Annotated in this window: 22 protein-coding genes; 6 read left to right on the forward strand and 16 right to left on the reverse strand. The window is 63.5% G+C overall.

The genetic code is table 11. From position 1 onward, the window contains the following. Positions 1–136: 136 nt before the first annotated feature. From AWT76_RS11490 to AWT76_RS11500, 3 genes are read left to right on the forward strand one after another with little or no spacing between them, the layout of a single operon-like run. Complete coding sequence (locus AWT76_RS11490) at positions 137–1954, forward strand: aminopeptidase P family protein (protein WP_072246472.1); 1818 nt, start codon at positions 137–139, stop codon at positions 1952–1954. A gap of 53 nt (positions 1955–2007) precedes the next feature. Beyond that, entirely contained in the window at positions 2008–2352 is a 345-nt protein-coding gene (locus AWT76_RS11495; RefSeq protein WP_342667167.1) for a DUF427 domain-containing protein, read from the forward strand. 3 nt (positions 2353–2355) lie between these two features. Beyond that, positions 2356–2691, forward strand: coding sequence for a cupin domain-containing protein (locus AWT76_RS11500; protein WP_072246474.1), 336 nt, complete (start codon positions 2356–2358; stop codon positions 2689–2691). Here AWT76_RS11500 and AWT76_RS11505 read toward each other — a convergent pair. From AWT76_RS11505 to AWT76_RS11520, 4 genes are all read right to left on the reverse strand, one after another. Beyond that, positions 2688–2972, reverse strand: coding sequence for a hypothetical protein (locus AWT76_RS11505; RefSeq protein WP_141655948.1), 285 nt, complete (start codon positions 2970–2972; stop codon positions 2688–2690). The two genes, AWT76_RS11500 and AWT76_RS11505, sit on opposite strands and share 4 nt — an antisense overlap. Positions 2973–3063: 91 nt before the next feature. Further along, positions 3064–3588, reverse strand: a complete 525-nt coding sequence (locus AWT76_RS11510; RefSeq protein WP_082700181.1) for a DUF3833 family protein — start codon at positions 3586–3588, stop codon at positions 3064–3066. A 58-nt stretch (positions 3589–3646) separates the two neighbouring features. Further along, positions 3647–4756, reverse strand: a complete 1110-nt coding sequence (gene aroB / locus AWT76_RS11515) for a 3-dehydroquinate synthase (protein WP_072246476.1) — start codon at positions 4754–4756, stop codon at positions 3647–3649. 5 nt (positions 4757–4761) lie between these two features. Further along, complete coding sequence (locus AWT76_RS11520; RefSeq protein WP_245638811.1) at positions 4762–5340, reverse strand: shikimate kinase; 579 nt, start codon at positions 5338–5340, stop codon at positions 4762–4764. Between the two features lie 54 nt (positions 5341–5394). Here AWT76_RS11520 and AWT76_RS11525 point away from each other — a divergent pair, with 54 nt between their 5' ends. Genes AWT76_RS11525 through AWT76_RS11535 form a run of 3 tightly spaced genes read left to right on the forward strand, consistent with a single transcriptional unit; the run spans position 5395 to position 8088 of the window. Continuing rightward, the gene (locus tag AWT76_RS11525) at positions 5395–5580 is read left to right on the forward strand and encodes a hypothetical protein (protein WP_072246477.1); all 186 of its coding nucleotides are present in this window, start codon (positions 5395–5397) and stop codon (positions 5578–5580) included. Continuing rightward, positions 5577–7154, forward strand: a complete 1578-nt coding sequence (locus AWT76_RS11530; protein ID WP_072246478.1) for a hypothetical protein — start codon at positions 5577–5579, stop codon at positions 7152–7154. Before AWT76_RS11525 ends, AWT76_RS11530 begins: the two co-directional genes overlap by 4 nt. A gap of 4 nt (positions 7155–7158) precedes the next feature. Further along, positions 7159–8088, forward strand: a complete 930-nt coding sequence (locus AWT76_RS11535; RefSeq protein ID WP_072246479.1) for a tyrosine recombinase — start codon at positions 7159–7161, stop codon at positions 8086–8088. Here the strand turns inward: AWT76_RS11535 and lpxB are convergent. The 12 genes from lpxB to frr form a co-directional block, all read right to left on the reverse strand. Continuing rightward, a complete protein-coding gene (gene lpxB, locus AWT76_RS11540; protein ID WP_072246480.1) occupies positions 8045–9199 on the reverse strand; it encodes a lipid-A-disaccharide synthase in 1155 nt (384 codons plus the stop codon). The genes AWT76_RS11535 and lpxB overlap by 44 nt on opposite strands. Further along, entirely contained in the window at positions 9196–10011 is an 816-nt protein-coding gene (locus tag AWT76_RS11545) for an LpxI family protein (protein ID WP_072246481.1), read from the reverse strand. Before AWT76_RS11545 ends, lpxB begins: the two co-directional genes overlap by 4 nt. Continuing rightward, a complete protein-coding gene (lpxA, locus tag AWT76_RS11550; protein ID WP_072246482.1) occupies positions 10008–10808 on the reverse strand; it encodes an acyl-ACP--UDP-N-acetylglucosamine O-acyltransferase in 801 nt (266 codons plus the stop codon). The genes AWT76_RS11545 and lpxA overlap by 4 nt, the downstream gene beginning before the upstream one ends. Positions 10809–10818: 10 nt before the next feature. Continuing rightward, on the reverse strand, positions 10819–11286 hold the full coding sequence (fabZ, locus tag AWT76_RS11555) for a 3-hydroxyacyl-ACP dehydratase FabZ (RefSeq protein WP_072247665.1): 468 nt from the start codon (positions 11284–11286) through the stop codon (positions 10819–10821). 69 nt (positions 11287–11355) lie between these two features. Next, positions 11356–11940 (reverse strand): OmpH/Skp family outer membrane protein, encoded by a 585-nt coding sequence (locus tag AWT76_RS11560; protein ID WP_072247666.1) that lies wholly within the window; start codon positions 11938–11940, stop codon positions 11356–11358. 20 nt (positions 11941–11960) lie between these two features. Further along, positions 11961–14333, reverse strand: coding sequence for an outer membrane protein assembly factor BamA (gene bamA, locus AWT76_RS11565; protein ID WP_245638812.1), 2373 nt, complete (start codon positions 14331–14333; stop codon positions 11961–11963). A 191-nt stretch (positions 14334–14524) separates the two neighbouring features. Further along, positions 14525–14680 (reverse strand): hypothetical protein, encoded by a 156-nt coding sequence (locus AWT76_RS17005; protein ID WP_176699389.1) that lies wholly within the window; start codon positions 14678–14680, stop codon positions 14525–14527. A gap of 86 nt (positions 14681–14766) precedes the next feature. Beyond that, entirely contained in the window at positions 14767–16101 is a 1335-nt protein-coding gene (gene rseP, locus AWT76_RS11570) for an RIP metalloprotease RseP (protein ID WP_072246483.1), read from the reverse strand. Positions 16102–16125: 24 nt separating this feature from the next. Continuing rightward, positions 16126–17292: a 1-deoxy-D-xylulose-5-phosphate reductoisomerase gene (gene dxr / locus AWT76_RS11575; protein WP_141655949.1), complete on the reverse strand. Its 1167-nt coding sequence runs from the start codon at positions 17290–17292 to the stop codon at positions 16126–16128. Then, complete coding sequence (locus tag AWT76_RS11580; protein WP_072246485.1) at positions 17289–18068, reverse strand: phosphatidate cytidylyltransferase; 780 nt, start codon at positions 18066–18068, stop codon at positions 17289–17291. Before AWT76_RS11580 ends, dxr begins: the two co-directional genes overlap by 4 nt. 2 nt (positions 18069–18070) lie before the next feature. Beyond that, a complete protein-coding gene (gene uppS, locus AWT76_RS11585) occupies positions 18071–18814 on the reverse strand; it encodes a polyprenyl diphosphate synthase (RefSeq protein ID WP_072246486.1) in 744 nt (247 codons plus the stop codon). A gap of 36 nt (positions 18815–18850) precedes the next feature. Then, positions 18851–19414 carry a ribosome recycling factor gene (gene frr, locus AWT76_RS11590; RefSeq protein WP_072246487.1) on the reverse strand — a complete coding sequence of 188 codons (564 nt, stop codon included), beginning with the start codon at positions 19412–19414 and terminating at the stop codon, positions 18851–18853. Between the last annotated feature and the right edge of the window lie 27 nt (positions 19415–19441).

Consider the following 19441-nt stretch of genomic DNA (forward strand, 5'->3'; position numbering starts at 1 on the left):
GCACTCTGACCGCGATTGAGCCATGCCCTCTGCGCCCCCATGGGCGCAGAGGGTTTCTTTTGCAAGCGCGGCATTGACCGGGGCGCGCGGCCTGTCTACCTATCGGACGCAAGATTGCTGCGCAGGACCGGCCCCGATGTTTCAGGATTTTACGTCTCCCTCGCGCCCTCAAGATGGGCCGCCCCGACTGGCCGCGCTGCGCGATGCCTTGGCCGCCAAGGCGTTGGGCGGGGTGATCGTGCCGCGCGCCGATCTGCACCAAGGCGAGTATGTTGCCGATTGCGACGCGCGGTTGGCTTGGTTGACCGGTTTTACCGGCTCTGCGGGGTTCTGCATTGTCCTGCCAGACCGCGCCGGTCTGTTTGTCGATGGGCGTTACCGCGTGCAAGCGCGCGCGCAATGCGCCGAAGTGTTCCAGATCGTGCCATGGCCCGACACCCGCCCCGCCGACTGGCTGCGCGACGCCTGCCCGAATGGCGCGGTCATCGCCTTTGACCCGTGGCTGCACACGCCGGACGAGATCGAGACGCTGGAACGCGGGCTGGCAGGCAGCCGGATCACGCTGCAACCTGCCGCCAATATGATCGACCCCCTTTGGTCTGACCGCCCTGCCCCGCCCATGGGCGCGGTGATCGCCTATCCCGAACGCCTTGCAGGGCGGTCCAGTGCCACAAAACGGCGCGAGGCGGCGCAAGCGCTGGTCCAGAACGGGCAAAAGGCGACGGTTCTGACCCAGCCTGACAGCATCTGCTGGCTGCTGAACCTGCGCGGGTCAGACTTGCCGCGCGTGCCGGTGGTGCAGGCCTTGGCGGTATTGCATGATGACGGGCGGGTGGATGTGTTCACGGAGGCCGCCAAATTCGACGGTATCCCGTTGGATGACGGCATCAGCCTGCGCCCCCGCGCGGCGTTCGAGCCTGCGCTGCGCAGCCTGACCGGCCCGGTGCGCGTGGACCGTGCCACCGCGCCCTTGGCGGTCTGCGATATCCTGACAGGGGCCGGTGTGCCGATTGACCCCATGCAAGACCCGTGCCTTGGGCCCAAGGCGCGCAAAACCGCCGCCGAACTGGACGGCGCACGCGCCGCCCACCTGCGCGACGGGGCGGCGATGGCCGAATTCCTGTGCTGGCTGGACAAGCAATCGCAAAAGCTGCTGGAAAACCCAGACCATGTCGTGACCGAAATTGACATTGTGCGCCATCTGGAAGCGTGCCGCGTGGCCACCGGGGCCTTGCGCGATATCAGTTTCGACACGATCGCCGGGTCTGGGCCGAACGGGGCCATCGTGCATTACCGCGTGACAGAAGACAGCAACCGCCGCCTGATGCCCGGTGACTTGATGTTGGTCGACAGTGGCGGGCAATATCTGGACGGCACCACCGACATTACCCGCACCATCGCCATCGGCCCCGTGGGCACGCTTGAAGCGCAGTGTTTTACCCGCGTGCTGGACGGAATGATCGCGCTGTCGCGCGCACATTTTCCGCGCGGCGTGGCCGGCGGGCATCTGGATGCGCTGGCGCGCTATCCGCTGTGGCTGGCCGGGCTGGATTACGACCATGGCACCGGCCATGGCGTAGGCGCTTACCTGTCGGTGCATGAAGGGCCGCAGCGGCTGTCGCGCATCAGCCAAGTGCCCTTGGCCGAAGGCATGATCCTGTCGAACGAGCCGGGCTATTACCGCGAAGGGGCGTTCGGCATCCGTCTGGAAAACCTTGTTGCGGTGCGCTGCGCGAAAATGCCCGGTGGGGCAGACCCGCGCGACTGGCTGGGATTCGAGACCTTGACGCTTGCCCCCATCGACCGCAGGCTTATAGTGTCAGCGGAATTGAGTGCGGGCGCGCGCGACTGGCTGAATGCCTATCACGCGCGCGTTTGCATGTCCGTGTCGCCGCTCGTCACATCTGAAACCCGCGCATGGCTTGAACGGGCCTGCGCCCCGCTGGTGGGCTGAACGACTGGAACTGACCTTGCGCGACCTGCGCTTCTGACCGAAGGGAATATGACATGCCGATGAGTATCCTGAAGATCTACCCCGCCCAAGGCACCTGGGTTGTGCGCGCTGGTGGCTCTGTCATCGGGGAAAGCACCCGCGCACTGGAACTGGTTCAGCGTGACTGGCCCTTCGTCATCTACTTTCCGCGCGAAGATATCGCTGGGGCAGTTCTGGACCCCTCGCCGCGCAAACTGGAATGTGACGACCGCGGGACGGGCGAGTTTTTCCATGTCTCCAGCCCCGAAGGCCTGATCGAGAATGCCGCCTATAGCATTACCGCGCCACATGACGGGGCAGAACAGTTAAAAGACTATCTGGCCTTTGACGCCGGCAAGGTAACGGTAGAGCGGGTCTGAGCGGTGACCTTTCCTCAATTCATCGACGCGCTGCCGGGGCTGGATATTCCCTTCCCGGCAGATGTGGTGCAGGCCCGCGCTGTCGGCTCTCCCGAAGGGCTGGTGGTGTTTTTCACCTTTCTGCAAGACATGGACCTGCCCGCGCATGCCCATGGCGCGCAATGGGGCACGGTCATTGCGGGCGAGATAGAACTGACCATCGGGGACAAAACAGCCATCCGCCGCCCCGGCGACAGCTATGAAATACCCGCAGGTGTGATGCATAGCGCCCGCATAAAGGCCGGGACACGCGTGATCGACGTGTTCGAGGAAGCAAATCGCTATGCGATTTTGCGCTAGGCGCGGTCTGCCCCAATCGGCCAGCGCCACGCCATCGCCCCAAGGTAATTGCCGGTTTTGACGGAATTGACCGTGGTGCGTTCGGGGCCGTAGGCATCGGCGCGGCGCGGCTTGCGATAGGTTTTGCCATTGCGGGCCAGCCGAACCAAGCCAGAAACAGTTAGGACAAGGAACTCTCCCTCGCCTTTCAAGGGGATTGTTTCAAGACTGCTCCAGCCGGATTGAAGCGCCTCTTCCAACATCTCGAATGAGTCGCGACGTTTGGGTGTCGAATGTTTCAAACCTGCTCCTTGGACGGTGCCTTTGCCCCTATACCCACAAAGATATGGTTAACATGTCCGTATCACAAGAGCCTGGCACAGGCCAAAAGGATTAGCGCTGCACCATCTCGAACCGCACACGCGCGACCGGCAGGCCAAAGCGGGTCACAACGGCGTCGTTGATGACCCGGCCCTCGGGGCCAAAATAGATCACATCTTCAAAGCCCAACCGGGTGATTTCGCCATCCGCGTTGAAATCCGCAGTGTAGGACAGGCGGATCTCGGTGCCGGTTTCGACCACCTCGGCCACGCCCACAGTGTCTTCGCGCCGCCCGGTCCAACGCCCCGGCCCGGCTCGGTCGAACACCCATGTCAGACGGTTTTCCTCGCCATCGTCATAGATGAAATCCTCTACCACGGTCAGCCTGTCGCCCCGCAACCGCCCGTTCAGCCGCGCGCGAAAACGGCGCTCGGACCCGGTCAGGTCCACCCGGAACACACCCGCCCCCACCGCGCGGCCCGCGAATGCCTGTTCCAGCGTGATCGGTTGCAATGGCCCGTCGGGGCTGGCGGGCAAGCGGGAACACGCGCCAAGGGCAAGAGGACCTATCAGCAGTGCGCGGCGGGTCATTAGCATGGTGCGGCCTTTCTTCGGGTTTACCCAAAGCTAAGGCCCCCGCCCGGTTTGGCCAGTGTCAGCGCCGCGCCAAGCCGTCCTGCAACACCGCGCGCAACAGATCGCCCGGCACATCGTCGCAGACAAAGGCGCGACCGATATCGCGCGCAAGAATGAAGCGTAAACGCCCGTCCTGCACCTTTTTGTCCTGCCCCATCAGGGCGATCAGCGCGTCGGCATCGGGCAAATCGCCCGGAATATCGGCCAGATCGGTCGCCATACCCATGGCGCGCAGATGCGCGCGCAGGCGGCTGGGGGTTTCTTGCGGGCAAAGACCCATGCGGGCCGACAACTCGAAGGCCAAGGCGCAGCCAATCGCCACGCCCTCGCCATGCAGCAAGCGGTCGCAATAGCCGGTCGCGGCCTCTAATGCGTGGCAGAAGGTGTGGCCAAGGTTCAGCAGCGCGCGGTCGCCCTGTTCGGTTTCATCGCGCACAACGATTTCAGCCTTCATCTGCACCGAGCGGTGCACGGCATATTGCCGCAGCGCGTGATCGCCTGCGGCCAGGGCAGGGCCATTCGCTTCCAGCCAGTCGAAAAACGCGGCATCCCCCAGCAGGCCGTATTTCACCACCTCTCCGTAACCCGCCAGAAAATCGCGCGCAGGCAGCGTATCCAGCAGGTCGATATCGGCCAGCACAAGGCTAGGCTGGTGAAACGCGCCCACAAGGTTCTTGCCGTGCCGCGTATTGATGCCCGTCTTGCCGCCCACGGAACTGTCCACCTGCGCCAGAAGCGAGGTGGGCACTTGCACAAAGCGCACACCGCGGCGCAGCACAGCCGCGGCAAAGCCCGCCAGATCGCCAATCACGCCGCCGCCAAGCGCCATGATCAAATCACGGCGTTCGACCTTTTCATCCAGCAGCCATTCAACGGATTGCGACAGCCCCGCCCAGTTCTTCGTCCCCTCGCCCGGATCCAACGCCAGTGCCGGGCTGGCTATATCGCCCAAGGCGCGCTGAACCCGGTCCAGATGCAGCGCTGCCACGCGCGTTTCCGTCAGGATGGCCACGCGGTCACGCTTTAGAAGCGGACCAAGGTAATGCGGCGCATTGGCTATCAGGCCGCGCCCAATGACCACGTCATACGCGCGATCCCCCAAAGGAACATGGACGGTTTGAACAGTCATGGCCTTTATCCTTCCAGAACATCGGGGCGGGTGGCCAAGGCCTGCAACACCGCCTGCGCCATATCGGCGATGGAATAGGTCGGGTCGGCATCTGCAATCAGATCCGCCTGCGCGTAGCAGGGCGTGCGCTCTTGCAGCAGGCGCGCCAAAGTGCCGCGCGGGTCATCGGTCTGCAACAGCGGGCGCGTGGGTTTGGACCGCACGCGCGACCACAACAGGTCCAGATCAGCGCGCAGCCAGACCGACACGCCCTCGTCATGGATGCGCGCGCGCGTATCTGCGCGCAGAAATGCACCGCCGCCCACCGACAAAATACCGGGATCGGCCTGCAACAGGCGCGCGATCACCTCTGCCTCGCGGTTGCGGAAAAACGCTTCGCCGTCGCGGGCGAAAATCTCTGGGATGCTCATCTGCGCAGCGGCGACAATTTCCTCGTCCGAATCGCGGAACGGCACGCCCAGCATCTGTGCGACATGCTTGCCGATGGCGGTTTTGCCCGCGCCCATCATGCCGACCAGAACAACGGTCTTGTGCAGTTTCATGCCGAATGCGCCCTTGTGATCTGCAACAGCCCAAGTTTTCATGGCCTGCGCTTACATTGTCGTGATATTGCCACCAAGACGAAAGGAAAACCCCCCATGGTGCTTGCCACCGTAATGAGGGGGCAACCGGAAGGCACGAACAGGCTTATGAAATATCTGCTGCGACTGATCTTTATTCTTGTGCTGCTGGCCGTGATTGCGGTGGTCGCCTTTGCCTATGTCGGGGACATGTCGCCACAGCGCGCGCCTGTGTCCACACCGTTGCAGCTCGAACCGCAATGAGTGTGCGCATCGGGGCACTGGTGCTGGCCATGGTGCTGCCGGGAGCAGCACAGGCCCAGCCGGGTGCCCCGCTTTCGGCCATCGACTGGCTGGAACAGGCGCTGACACAACCTATCGGCCCAACGGCCCCGCCACGCGCGCCCGGTCCGCAATCGGTGCCGCCGCTTGGCGGGCTGGACGGCTTTAGCCCTGTCCCACCTGCCGAAGACGGCCCGATCACGGCGCGCCCGCTGACACAGGCGACACTGGACAGCACCGGCCTGTTCGCTGCGGCCCGGATCGGGCTGCCGCAAGATATCTGGGGCCAAAGCCCGCTGCGCACGCTGACAGATGCGATCGCGGCCCAAACCCCGGATATGGTGCCCGCCGCGCAAAGGCTGCTGTTGCGCCTGCTGGTCGCGGAATTCGCCCCGCCGCGGCTGACAACCAAGGACATGGCCGGCCAGCTTTTGGCCGCGCGGCTGGACAAGCTGATCGAGATCGGCGCGCTGGAACAGGCCACCCAGTTGCTAGAGGCCGCACCGAACAAAACCGCTGCCCTGAACGCGCGCGCCTTCGATATCGCGCTGTTGCTGGGCGAAGAAGATCGCGCCTGCGCGCGGCTGCAAGGCCAGCTTTTTGCCGAAGGCGGTGAGGCCGCGCGCATTTTCTGCCTTGCGCGGCAGGGCGAATGGCAATCGGCCTATGCCGCCCTTGGTGCCGCGCGCGCGCTTGGCGGGATCGCGCCCCCGGATGCAGATTTGCTGGCGCGCTTTCTGGAAGAAGAAGACGCAACCCCAAGCCTTGACCCGCCAGCCGATCTGACCCCAATGAGCTGGCGCATTCTGGAAGCGCTGGGGGAACCGGTCGGCACGGGCAGCCTACCCGTGGCCTTTGCCCATGCCGATCTGCGCGGCACCAGCGGCTGGCGCGCACAGATTGATGCCGCCGAACGCCTGACCCGCACCGGCGTCATGCAACCGGGCCGCTTGGCGGGCATCTACACGCAGCGCCGCGCCGCCGCCTCTGGCGGGGTGTGGGACAGGGTCCGCGCTGTGCAGGCGCTGGATGACGCGCTGGGCACCGCCGAGAGCGGCGCCATCGGCACGGCGCTGCTGCGGGCATGGCCGCTGTTCGAACAGGTCGACCTAGACCGCGCCTTCGCCCGGATCTTTGCCGAACCCCTTGCCCCGCATGACTTGACTGGCTCCGCTGCCACGCTGCAATGGAAGATCCTGCTTTTGGCCGAAACGCGACTGGACCGCGCGGCACAGATCGCCCCCGATACCAGCACGGGCCAATTGGCCATGGCACTGGCAATGGGCGAAAACTTGCCCGAAACGGACCTGCCCGGTCTTGGTCAGGCCATCACGGCGGGGTTTACCGCGGCCCCGCTTCCGCCACCGCAAAGCCTGTGGCTGGAGGGCAATCAGCGCGGGCGCTTGCTGCTGGACGCGCTGGGGCAGATCGCCACGGCCACGCAGGGCGACATGCGTGCGGCAGAGCGCGGGCTTAGCGCGCTTGTGGCCTTGGGCTTGACGCGCGACGCGCGCCAGATCGCGCTGGAATTGCTGTTGCTGGACCGGCGCGGGTAGCGCCATGCCGGATTCCGCCCGCTGGATATCGACCTTTTTGCAAGCCGCCGCTGCCGAAGCCGGGGCCGCACGCAACACGCAGCTGGCCTATGGGCGCGACCTGCGTGATTTTGCCGGGTGGTGCGCCCGCAACGGGCTGGATTTCGGCACGCTGACGCAAGCGCAGATTGAAGCCTACCTGATCGCGCTTGACGCCCAAGGATTGGCGCAGGCCACGCGCGCACGGCGTCTGGCATCTATTCGGCAGATGTTCCGCTTCGCCTATGCCGAAGGCTGGCGCGACAGCGACCCGGCGGCGCGCATTGCCGGGCCGGGCAAACCCACAAAACTGCCGCAAACACTGTCACCATCAGAGGTTGAGGCGCTGTTGCACGCCGCGCGGCGCACCGGGCGCACAGAGGCCGACCGGTTGCGCAACACCTGCCTTATGGAACTGCTTTACGCCACGGGCCTGCGCGTAAGTGAACTGGTCAGCCTGCCCGTGAACGCCGTGCGGGGCGATCCGCGCATGATCCTTGTCACCGGCAAGGGCGGCAAGGACCGCATGGTCCCCTTGTCACAGCCTGCGCGCGCGGCGTTGACCGCATGGCTTGCCGAATGGGACCAGCAGGCCAGCGCCCTGCGCGCCGCCCGCAAGGCAGAGCCGAAAGCGCTGTTTCCCTCGCGCGGGAAGGCCGGGCATCTTAGCCGTGTGGGGTTCTTTCTGGCGTTGAAAGAGATGGCGGTCACGGCAGGGCTGGACCCCGCGCGCGTCAGCCCGCATGTGCTGCGCCACGCTTTCGCCACCCATCTGCTGGAAGGCGGCGCGGATCTGCGCGCGATCCAGACGTTGCTGGGCCATGCCGACATTGGCACGACAGAGATTTACACCCATGTTCTGGAAGAACGCCTTAAGGCACTGGTGATGGACCACCACCCGCTTTCCGAGACATGAAGGCAAGGCAAGACGCCGCGGCGCGATACCCCGGCGCGTCCCCCCCCTGCCCCAGCCGGTCCATTGTCAGGCGCATGGCCGCGCGTTGGTCCGCTTGGCGCGCGGGGTCGGCCAACAGGTTGCGCAAGCCCTGCGCAAGATTGTCGGCGGTGCAGGCGCGGCCCAGATATTCGGGCACGGCGCGGGTTTCTGAGACAAGGTTGACCAGTGTCACCGTGTCCAGCTTGATCAGACGTTCGGCAATGCGCTGGGTCAGCCAAGCCATGTCATAGCCGATCACCATAGGCGTATCATTCGCCGCCAGTTCCAGACTGACCGTGCCCGACGCCGCCAGCGCCACATCCGCCGCGCGGAACGCCGCGCGTTTCTGGGCGGACTCTGTCAGCACCTGTGCCGGGACGGGCCAGCGGGCCACCTGCGCGCGCATATGCTCGGCCTGCGCGGCAACCGTAGGCACCAGAACCTGCGCACCCGGTGGCAGGGCTTGGCCCAAGGCCTGCCCGAAACGCGGGGCCAAACGCGCGATTTCTCCGCCCCGCGACCCGGGCAGCGCCAGAACCACGGTTTGCGCCTGTCGGATCGCCTGCGCCTCTGCCTGTGTCGCGCGGGGTGCCGCCACAACAGGGTGGCCCACGAAATCGCAGGACATGCCCGCGGCCTGCATATAGGGCGGCTCGAACGGCAACAGCGCCAGCACATGATCGACCAAGGGCGCCATGCGCGCGGCCCGTTTGGGCCGCCACGCCCAGACAGAGGGCGCAACATAATGCACCACCGGCAGATCAGGCCGCGCGGCGCGGGCGCGTTTGAGCACACGCAGGCAAAAATCGGGGCTGTCGATGGTCACGACCAGATCAGGGCGCTGCTCGGCAATGGCTTGGGCGGTCTGCGTGATGCGGCGGCGCAACAGAGAAATGCGTGGCAGCACCTCGGCCAGCCCCATCACCGACAGGTCAGACATGGGGAACAGCGATGTCAGGCCCGCTTCCGCCATCCCCTCGCCGCCGACACCGGCGAATCTGCATCCGGGGACCAATTCAGCAAAGCCCGCCATCAGCGCCGCGCCAAGCGCATCGCCCGATGGCTCACCCGCGATCAGAAAGATATTCATGGCTCTGCCAGCAGGAACAGCCCCAGTTCATCGGCGCGTGCGATCATGGCGGGCGCGTCAAGCATCAGCACGCCCCCCGCCCGAACGGCAATCCCGCGCAGCCCGGCTTTGTGCGCGCCATCTACCGTAGCGACACCCAAGGCAGGCAGGTCAATGCGGCGGTCTTGTTCGGGTTTGGGCGCCTTGCAAAACACGCCGCCCTCGGGCAGCGCACTACCGCGCAAGCTGGCCAGATGCGACAGCATCACATCGGTCCCGGGCAGCGCTTCTATGGCCAGACACTGACCGCGCGCCACGCAGCAGCCTTGCCCCACGTCCGCCGCGCCCATGGCGTGCAATATCTCAAAGCCGCGCGCGATATCCTTGCGGTCCTGCGCCTTGGGCGCATGCGCGCCAAGCTGGCCGGGCGCGGGCAGCAGTTCCGGGCAGATGTCCTGCACGCCGACAACGTCTATGCCCCATTCGCCCATCAGCGCGATCACCTCGCGCAAAGCCCCGTCATCGCCTTGGCCCATCGCGGCCATGATGCGGGGCAAAAGCTGCATCGTGGCCGGGTCCAGAAGTGCTGGGTCCAGCCGCGGGCGATGCACGCCGCCTGCAAATACCGCGCGGGTGACCCCCAAATCGACCAGCCGGTCCAGAAACGGCACAAGGCGTTCAAGCCGAAACCGTTCCACCCCCTCGCGGGCCAGTGACAGGCTCTCAAACCCTTCAAGCTCGGCCAGCACCGGCGGCAAGCCCTCCAGCGCCAGACGCGCCGCGACGAGTTCGGGCAAATCGCCCCGCCCCGCGATAAGCGCCGTCCGGGTCATTGCGGACGCAAAAAACTGCGGCCAGAGGCCGTTGTGAAAAACGCAGCCAGCTTGCGCACGGCGTCGCTTTGCGCCTCTTCGCCCAGATCGCGGGCGGCTTCCACCAAGGGCGCATCGGTATCGGCCAGCGTGCGATACGCCTCGCGCAGCGCCGCGATATCCTCGCGCGCCATGCCGCGACGTTTCAGCCCGATCAAGTTCAACCCGTTCAGCGTGCCGTCGCTGCTGGCGACCATGCCGAAGGGCATAACATCATGCGTCACGCGACTGACGCCGCCGATGATCGCACCCTCGCCAATGCGGACGAATTGGTGGATGCCCGACAGCGCGCCGACGATCACGTTGTCCTCGATCACCACATGGCCCGCGATGCCTGCATAATTGGCCAGAATCACGTTATTGCCGATTTGCGCATCATGGCCGACATGCGCACCCGCCATCACCAGACAATTATCGCCCATACGCGTTATCCCGCCGCCATGCTCTGTGCCGCTATGCAGCGTCGCATTCTCGCGAATACGGCAGTTGCGGCCAATCACCAGCCGCGTGCGCTCACCTGCATATTTCAGGTCTTGCGGGATTTCCCCCACCGATGCGAAGGAAAATATGGTGCAGCCCGCGCCAATCTCGGTCCAGCCGGTGACCAGCGCGTGGGGTTTGACGGTCACATTCTCGGCCAGCGTTACCTCTGGGCCGATGATCGCAAACGGACCAATGGTGCAGCCTGCACCGATCTGCGCCCCGTCTTCCACCACCGCCATCGGGTGAACCGTTGCACTTGGGTCGATTCCTGACATGGCTTTGCCCTTATGCCGTGGCCGAGGCGTCAATCATTGCCGCGAATTCAGCTTGCGCGGCGATCTGGCCTTCGACCATTGCAGTGCCTTCGAATTTCCAGATCTTGGTGGACCCGCGCAGCACTTTCACATGCAGTTCCAGCACATCGCCGGGAACGACCTTGCGGCGGAACTTGGCCTTGTCGATGGACATGAAATAGACCAGCGGTGCTTTCTCGCCATAACCGATGGTCAGACCCACCAGCACGGCGGCGGTCTGCGCCATGGCTTCCACGATGGTCACACCGGGCATGATGGGCGCGCCGGGAAAATGGCCTTGGAAATGCGGCTCGTTGAAGGTGACATTCTTGATGCCCACGGCGCTTTCACGCGCCACCACGTTGCGCACCTTGTCGACCAGCAGGAACGGGTAGCGGTGCGGAATGATCTTCATGATCGTGGCCAAATCGGCCTCTGTGGCTTGGACATTCTCAGACATGGTCATCCTTGGGCAAAGCAGCATAGATGGTCGCGCTTAGCAAGCTGGCGCGCATCTGGCAAGGCGTGGTCAGGGTGCCTCTAGCGGGAATGGCGCGGCACCGCCATCGCCCAAGGCCGCATCAATCGCGTCAATCGCCGCATCGGTCATGTCCATTTCGGGCAGACCGATAATGACGGCGCGCGCCGCAATCAGGATCTGCGCGCCCTCATCTTGCAAGACTTCTTGCAAGATCGCGCCGGTCTGCGAAAAAAAGCGGCGGCGCTCGGATTCCTCGAACTGGGAGAAACGTGCCAGCTTCTGCGCCTGATCCTGTCGAACCATTTCGGCACGCTGGTCAAAGGCTTCGGCCTGAGCGCGAAACTCTTCGGGCGACAAGGTGGCGCGGGCTTCGGTCAGTTCTTCTTCCCGTGCGGTCAGCTCGGCCAGAAGCCTTGCATTCTCGTCCTCCAGCGCGCGCGATGCGGCGTCGATTTCGCCCTGCACGCGCTGCCCGAATTCCGAATCGCGGAACAAGCGTTCTTCGTCAACACTGCGCAGCACCAAGCCATCGCCAATCGGCGCCCCCACGGTTTCGCCCAACGAGAACGTGGATCCCTGCTGCGCAACAGAGGCGGTCGCAAGGCCAAGCCCTGCGACCGCGCTGAGTATCATGATCCGAACCCGGAGCATCCTTAGAAGGTGGATACGATCGAGAAGTCGAAATTCTGCGTCTCGTCGCTGTCAAGCTTGCGCAAGGGGCGCGACAGGTCGAAGCGCAGTGGCCCAATCGGGCTGTCCCAGAACAGCGAGACCCCCAAGGTCGCACGCAGATTGAGCGAGGCGGTGTCGGTGGTGCCGTCCGAAGTATTGATTTCGCTGGGCGGTCGACCGTCAATTCCATCCAAACCCCAAACCGTGCCGACATCGGCAAAGACACCGCCGCTCAGGCCGTATTCCTCTGGCAGGCCAAGCGGAAATTGTGCTTCCAGCGATACGACGGCGTAGCGGGTGCCGCCCAGCACGTCATCGGCAGCCGGAACAAAATCGCGCACACCGGAATCGCCTGCCGCAAAGCCCCGCATAACGCTTGCAAGCTGGAAGCGGTCGCGGTAGCGCGAGCGCCCGTCGATCATGTGCAAGATGCCCAAACGGCCATCCGCCTTCAGCGTGACACTCTCGTTCAGCACGGCCATTTCATAGCCTGCCCGCGCTTCGGTTTTCAGGAAACGGCGGCTTTGGCTGCCAACGCCCACATCCTGTTCGAACGAGAAGATCCAACCGCGCGACGGGTCCACACCCCGATTGCGCGTGTCGTGCACATAGGTAAAGCCCAAGGTGCCGGTAACGCTGGTGCCGCCGGTCTGATCGTCGATCAGGCGTTCGGAATCCGTTCCCGAAACCAACCCCGTCAACCGCTCGGCCAGCAACCCTTGGCGCAGCGTCAACCGGCCAAATTCACTGACCGGAAAGCCAAGCGAGTTGTTCAGGAACGCCTCACGCGTATCAAAATTGGCGTTGAATTCCGAGGTTTCGCGATATCCAAGGCTAAAGGTGTAGGTCAGATCACGCCCCATGAGCGCCGGTTCGGAAAAAGAGGCCGAAATATCGCGCGACCCTTTCACCGTGTTGAAGCTGGCCGACACCTGCTGCCCCCGGCCTAGGAAGTTCTGTTCCGAAAAGGAAATGCCAAAGCCGATCCCCTGATCTGCGCCATAGCTGGCCGAAAAGCCCAGCGACCCGGTGGTGGTTTCCTCAACCTCGACATCGACAATCGCCTGATCGGGCGTGGACCCTGAGCGCGGCTCGACAGAGGATTCAGAAAAATAACCCAAGGCACGGATGCGTTCGGCAGCTTCGCGGATTTTGCGCGGGTTCAAAGGGTCGCCTTCTGCAAGACGGAACTGGCGGCGGATCACATCGTCGCGGGTAGAGGTGTTGCCCTGAATGTCGATCCGTTCAACAAACACGCGTTCGCCGCGCACGATGGCGAATTCCACATTCACAAGACGATTAGCATTGTCGCGATCAAAGCGCGGCTCTGCCCGGATGAACCGCAAACCACGGCTTTCCGCCAAGCTTTCCATGCGCGCAATGCTCATTTCCAGCGTGTTCGGCGCAAAGATATCACCCGACCGCACGCGCAATTCGCGCTCGTAATCGGCGGCATCGACGCCCTCGACCTCGCTGACGACAGAGATGTCACCAAAGCGGAACTGCTCGCCTTCGCGTAGGTTGAAGGTCAAGAAAAACCGGTCGCGTTCGCGCGACAATTCCGGTGTAACAGACAGGATTTCAAAATCGATATAGCCGCGCGCAAGGTAGAAATCCGACAGAAGCTGACGGTCCAAGGCAACCCGCTCTGCCACGAACGTATCGCGCTGGACAAGGCGACGCAGAATGCCAGCTTGCTTGGTGTTCAAGACATTGCGCAACCGATAGCTGGAAAATGCGCGGTTGCCCACGAAGGACAGGCGCTCGATCTCGACCACATCGCCTTCGCGCACGACAAAGGCCAGATCAACCCGGTTGTCGCCACGCGGCAGGATCTGAGGGGTCACCTCGGCGGCGCTGCGGCCGCGCTGAGCATATAGTTCTGCGATGGCGCGGGCATCTGCCTCAACCTCGCTCGGGGACAAAACGCGCCCGGCACGCACCTGCACGGCATCGGCCAGAACGTCATCGTCAATGCGGCGGTTGCCTTCGAAATTCACCACGCCGATGATGGGGTATTCCACAACCTCAATCAACAAACGGTTGCCGCGCGGGGTTAGCTCCACGCTTTCGAACAGGCCAGATGCGGACAGATTCCCGAAGGCCGCGCTAATCTGCGCCGCGCTGACAGTTTGCCCCGTGCCGATTCTGGCCACGCTGAGGATGGTAGAATCGTCTACGCGAACATTGCCGTCGATATCAATGCTGGAAAACCGGTAATCCTGCGCCAGGGCACCACTGGGCGCTGCGAAATAACCCACCGAAAACAAACAAAAAACCATCAAAGAGAAGAAGCGCAGGCGCAGTGCCATACCCCCCTTGCGCGATGGCAGCATCATAGAGATTCCGCGCATTTCGGGCCCCGTTATAACCGCATTATTTTGGCTTAGTGACTAGCGGCTAAGCGCGGGGTTGTCAAAGCAAACACCCGGCCAAAGGCCGGGCGCGGGGGTGGCGTTGCGATGCTGCACTTCATCAAGACGCCAAAACGCAAAACGCACCCGAGCCTTGTCGGATGCGTCCGGGCTGTTCCAGATGTCACGGCTTAGGGCGTGATAACGATCGGGCCATGGCCAAGCTGAATCGCAATGTAGCTGGCCACACCCATGGCCAAAGCAACCAAGCCCGCGACCACAACACGGTCGGCAATACGCGACCAAAGCAGCCGGAGATTGTAAAACTCTGAATCCAGATACGCCATGTAAGCCTCCATTCCGTGCAATCAGCGTGCGGCGCAATCGCGGCGGAAATGTGGCGGGGTCATGGCGTTTTCGGGGTAGCCCTCGCCTAGCAGGTCAGGTCATTGAACAGCGCGAAGACGAACAGGCTTAGCACCATTGCCAAGCCCAGCGTCATCAGCACCCGCACGGCCTGATCGCTGGCCGGGCGGCGCGCTACGGCTTCATAGGCATGGAACATCAGGTGGCCGCCATCCAGCGGCGGGATCGGGAACAGGTTCAAAAAACCGATGGCCACCGAAATCACACCTAGAAACCAGATGAATTCCACCAACCCATCAGACGCCTTTGCAACCGAAGCCTCGGCAATGCCGAGGGGGCTGGACAGGTTGCATGTGCTGATCTGGCCCAAGATCATGTAATACAGCCCCTCGACCGAGGTGCGCGTAATGGTCCAAAGCTGGCTGGCTGCCAAGCCTGCGGCTTCCAGCGCGCCGGGGGTGCGGGTGCCATAGTCAAATACCGCACCAGATGTCAGGCCGATCAGGTAGCGGGTTTCAAACCCGCCTTCGGGCAAGGGCAAATCGGTGCTGCGTGGCACCAGCGTAAGCGCCAGTTCCTCGCCCGCGCGCCAGACGGTCAGGTCCAGCGCCGCGCCTTCGGATTCGGCCACTTTCTCGCGCAGCTCGTTAAAGGTGGCAATTTCGGCCCCGTCGATGGCTGTAATCACATCACCCGTTCGCATTTTCGCATCGCGCGCGGCGGATTTCATGGCAACAGAGCCAGCCAAGGGTGGCATTGGGTGCGGACCGGTCACTTCCATCTGGGCGCCGTCGCGCAACACGGTGTAATCCAGCACCGGCTGCGCGGGCAGGTCTTGTGCCGCGGTCAGAAAATCGGACAGGGTTTCGGTTTCTATCCCGCCTACGGACAGAACGCGGTCGCCCTGTTGCAGGCCGAAAGGCCCGGCGGGCAGTTCCGCAATCTCGCCCACGACAGGCTCATCCACCGCGATGCCTTCGTAAAAGAGCAATCCGGCGAAAACGACGAAAGCGAAGATGAAGTTAAACACCGGTCCCGCCGCCACGGTTGCCGCGCGCGCCCAAAGCGGCGCGCCATGCATGGTGCGGCGGCGCTCGGCGGCACTTAGCCCCGACATGGCGTCATCATCCTTGGCAGAGGTCGCGCCGGAATCGCCCGCAAATTTAACATACCCGCCCAACGGGATGGCCGCAAATTGCCAGACCGTGCCACGTTTATCGGTGCGGCTGGCCAGCACCGGGCCAAAACCGATGGAAAACACATCGGCATGGATGCCCGACCAGCGCCCGACAATGTAATGACCGTATTCATGCACTGCCACGATAATGGACAGGACAACGACAAACGCCGCGATGGTTGCAAAGAAATTGCCAAAATCGGGCAAAAGGCCGAATGCGTCCAAGGGATATGTCCTTCAATCGAAGTGTCAGGCCAGCCGCGCTGCAAGGTCGCGCGCGGTCACTCTTGCCAAGTGGTCCATCTGCTGCACGGTTTCAAGCGCGCATACCGGCGCAGTCAGGCGAGAATCGGTCAAAAGCGCGTCAATCGTGCGGTCGACCAGCTCTGCCATCTGCAAGAACCGCAATCGCCCAGCGATGAATTCATCCAGCGCCACTTCTTTGGCGGCGTTGAACACCGCGCCCGCATGGCCGCGCAAATCCATGACCTGCCGCGCCAGCCGCAGCGCGGGGAAGCGGTCTGGGTCGGGCGCCTCGAATGTCAATTGCCCCATGGCGGCAAGGTCCAGACGCGCCACGGGCAACGGCGCGCGTTCGGGCCAGTTCAGCGCATAGCCGATGGCGTGGCGCATATCGGGAACACCCAGATGCGCCATAAGGGCACCATCGCGGAAGCCCACAAGCGCATGAATGATGGATTGCGGGTGCACCAGCACCTCGATCTGCTCGGGCGCGAAACCGAAAAACTCGCGCGTTTCGATCAGTTCCAGCGCCTTGTTGAACAGGGTCGCGCTGTCGATGGTTATGCGTTGGCCCATCGACCAATTGGGATGGGTTTGGGCCTGCGCCAGCGTCGCCCCTTCAAGCTGCGTCTTGGTCCATGTCCGAAACGGACCGCCCGAAGCGGTGATGATGACGCGCTCGACCGCGGCGGTATCTTCGCCCACCAACGCCTGAAACACGGCGGAATGTTCGCTGTCGACTGGCAAGATGCGCGCGCCATGCCGCGCGGCCTCTGCCATCAGAAGCGGGCCTGCGGTGACAAGCGATTCCTTGTTGGCCAAGGCCAGCGTGGCCCCTTGGGCCAGCGCACGAAAGCCCGGTTCCAACCCTGCCGCGCCCACGATGGCGGACATAACCCAATCGGCGGGGCGGCTGGCCGCGTCGATCAGGGCTTGGGTGCCTGCTGCGACCTCGGTTCCACTGCCCTTGAGCGCCGCGCGCAAATCCTCCAGACAGTCGTCATAGGCCGTGACGGCCAATTCGGCGCGCAATGCGCGCGCTTGCGCGGCCAGCCGCGCTACATTGCGCCCGCCAGTTAGGGCCACGGTCTGAAGGTCGGGGCGCGCGCGCAGCAGGTCGAACGTGCTTTCGCCAATGGACCCGGTCGCACCGAAAACCGAAACCCGCATCACGCCCCCAGCATCCCGGTTTGTATCAGGACCAAGGCCACCAGCGCCGCCGCGATCAGCGCATCGAACCGGTCCATCACCCCGCCATGGCCGGGGATCAGGTTAGAACTGTCCTTGACGCCCGCATGGCGTTTGATCGCGCTTTCAGCGATATCGCCTGCCTGACCAGCCATGGTAATCAGGATGGAGGCAACGATCAGCCCCGCCCCTGCCCCCAATAACGGCATGAAGGCCAGCGCGAGCGCGACGGCCACCAGCCAACCTGCAACCGTGCCCGACCATGTCTTCTTGGGGCTGACGCGCGGCCATAGCTTTGGACCGCCGAAGATGCGGCCCGCGAAATACCCCGCCACGTCAGAGCCCACGACCAGCGCCACCAGCCATAGAACCCATAGCATGCCATATTCGCCGCGCAGCGCGATCAGGCCCAGACCCGCCAGCAAGATCAGCGCGGTATAACCAAGGGCCACGGCGCGATCCTTGGGAAAGCGCCAAGCCAGCAGCGCCGCGACCAGCAAGGTCAGCCCGATCAGCGCCACACCTTCGAAGCGCCAAGTAAAGACCGCCAGAACGACGGCGGCGGTGAAGCCTGCGGCCTCTGCCTTGCCAAAAGGTGCGGCGGGGTCGAGCATTCGGGTCAGTTCCCAGACCATCAGCCCCGACAGCACACAGACCAGCCCGATGAAAACCGGCCCGCCCAGCCAGATTGCCCCGGCGCCCAGCCCGGCCATGGCCGCGCCGGACAGCGCCCGCGCGCGCAGATCGGTGAACGCCGCCATCCTTATTTTACCCCGCCGAAGCGGCGTTCGCGCAGGCCATATTCATGCAGGATATCGGCCATGGCTTGTGGCGTGAAATCCGGCCAAAGCGTGGGCGTGAACACATATTCCGAATAGGCCGCCTGCCAAAGCAGGAAGTTCGACACCCGCGTTTCGCCAGAGGTGCGCACCACAAGGTCCGGGTCTGGCAGATCAGCGCTGTCAAGATAGGCTGCAAGGCGTTGATCGGTAATCGCCGCCGGGTCCAGACTGCCCGCCGCCACGTCGCGTGCAGCGGCGCGCACGGCGCGGGTAATCTCGTCCCGGCCGCCATAATTGATGGCAACGGTCAGATGCACACGGTCATTCAGGGCCGTGTCCGCCTCGACCCAGTCAAACAGCGCCTGCAATTTCGGGTCCAGACGCTTGCGGTCGCCGATGATGCGCATCCGCACGCCTTCGCGTTTCATCCGCCCCGCTTCGCGCCGGATGTAGCGCCCGAAGAGCGACATCAGCCCCAGCACTTCCTCGGTCGAGCGTTTCCAGTTCTCTGTCGAAAACGCATACAGCGTCAGGTAGCGAATGCCGATCTCTGGGCAGGCATTGACCAGTTCGCGCACCCGTTCCGCCCCCTTGCGGTGCCCCACAAGACGCGGCCAGTTGCGGTTCTGCGCCCAACGCCCGTTGCCATCCATGATGACCGCGACATGCAGTTTATTCTGCATGGCCGGATCGCCTGACTCGTCGCTGCGCTGGTCGAATGTCATGAAAAAAGCCTATGGTCGAAATGGTCGCGCAGGCGTTTAGACCTGCATGATTTCTTCTTGCTTGTTGTCCAGCGCGGCATCAACCTTGCCGATATAGGTATTGGTCAGGTCCTGAATTTCTTCGGACCACAGCTTTTGCTCATCTTCGGACATGCCGGCGGCCTTGGCCTTTTTCAGCTGGTCCATCCCGTCGCGGCGAATGTTGCGCACGGCGACACGGGCATGTTCGGCATATTGCGCGGCGACCTTGCTCAACTCGCGGCGGCGTTCCTCGTTCAACTCTGGGATCGGCAGCATGATGATCGTGCCGTTCAACTGGGGGTTAATGCCCAGCCCGGATTCGCGGATGGCCTTTTCCACCTTGCCGACCATCGACTTGTCCCAGACATTGATCGTTACCATCCGGGGTTCGGGCACGTTCACGGTGCCGACTTGGTTGATGGGTGTGTTCTGGCCATAGGCTTCGACCATGATCGGGTCGAGCATAGATGCCGACCCCCGCCCGGTGCGCAAAGACGCGAATTCGGTCTTCAACGCGCCCATGGCCCCTTCCATGCGGCGCTTCAGATCATCCAGATCAATCTCAATCTCGTCAGACATGCCTGTTTGTCCCCCAGTTCGGGCGCG

The organism is Roseibaca calidilacus, assembly GCF_001517585.1.
In the GTDB taxonomy this organism is placed as follows: domain Bacteria; phylum Pseudomonadota; class Alphaproteobacteria; order Rhodobacterales; family Rhodobacteraceae; genus Roseinatronobacter; species Roseinatronobacter calidilacus.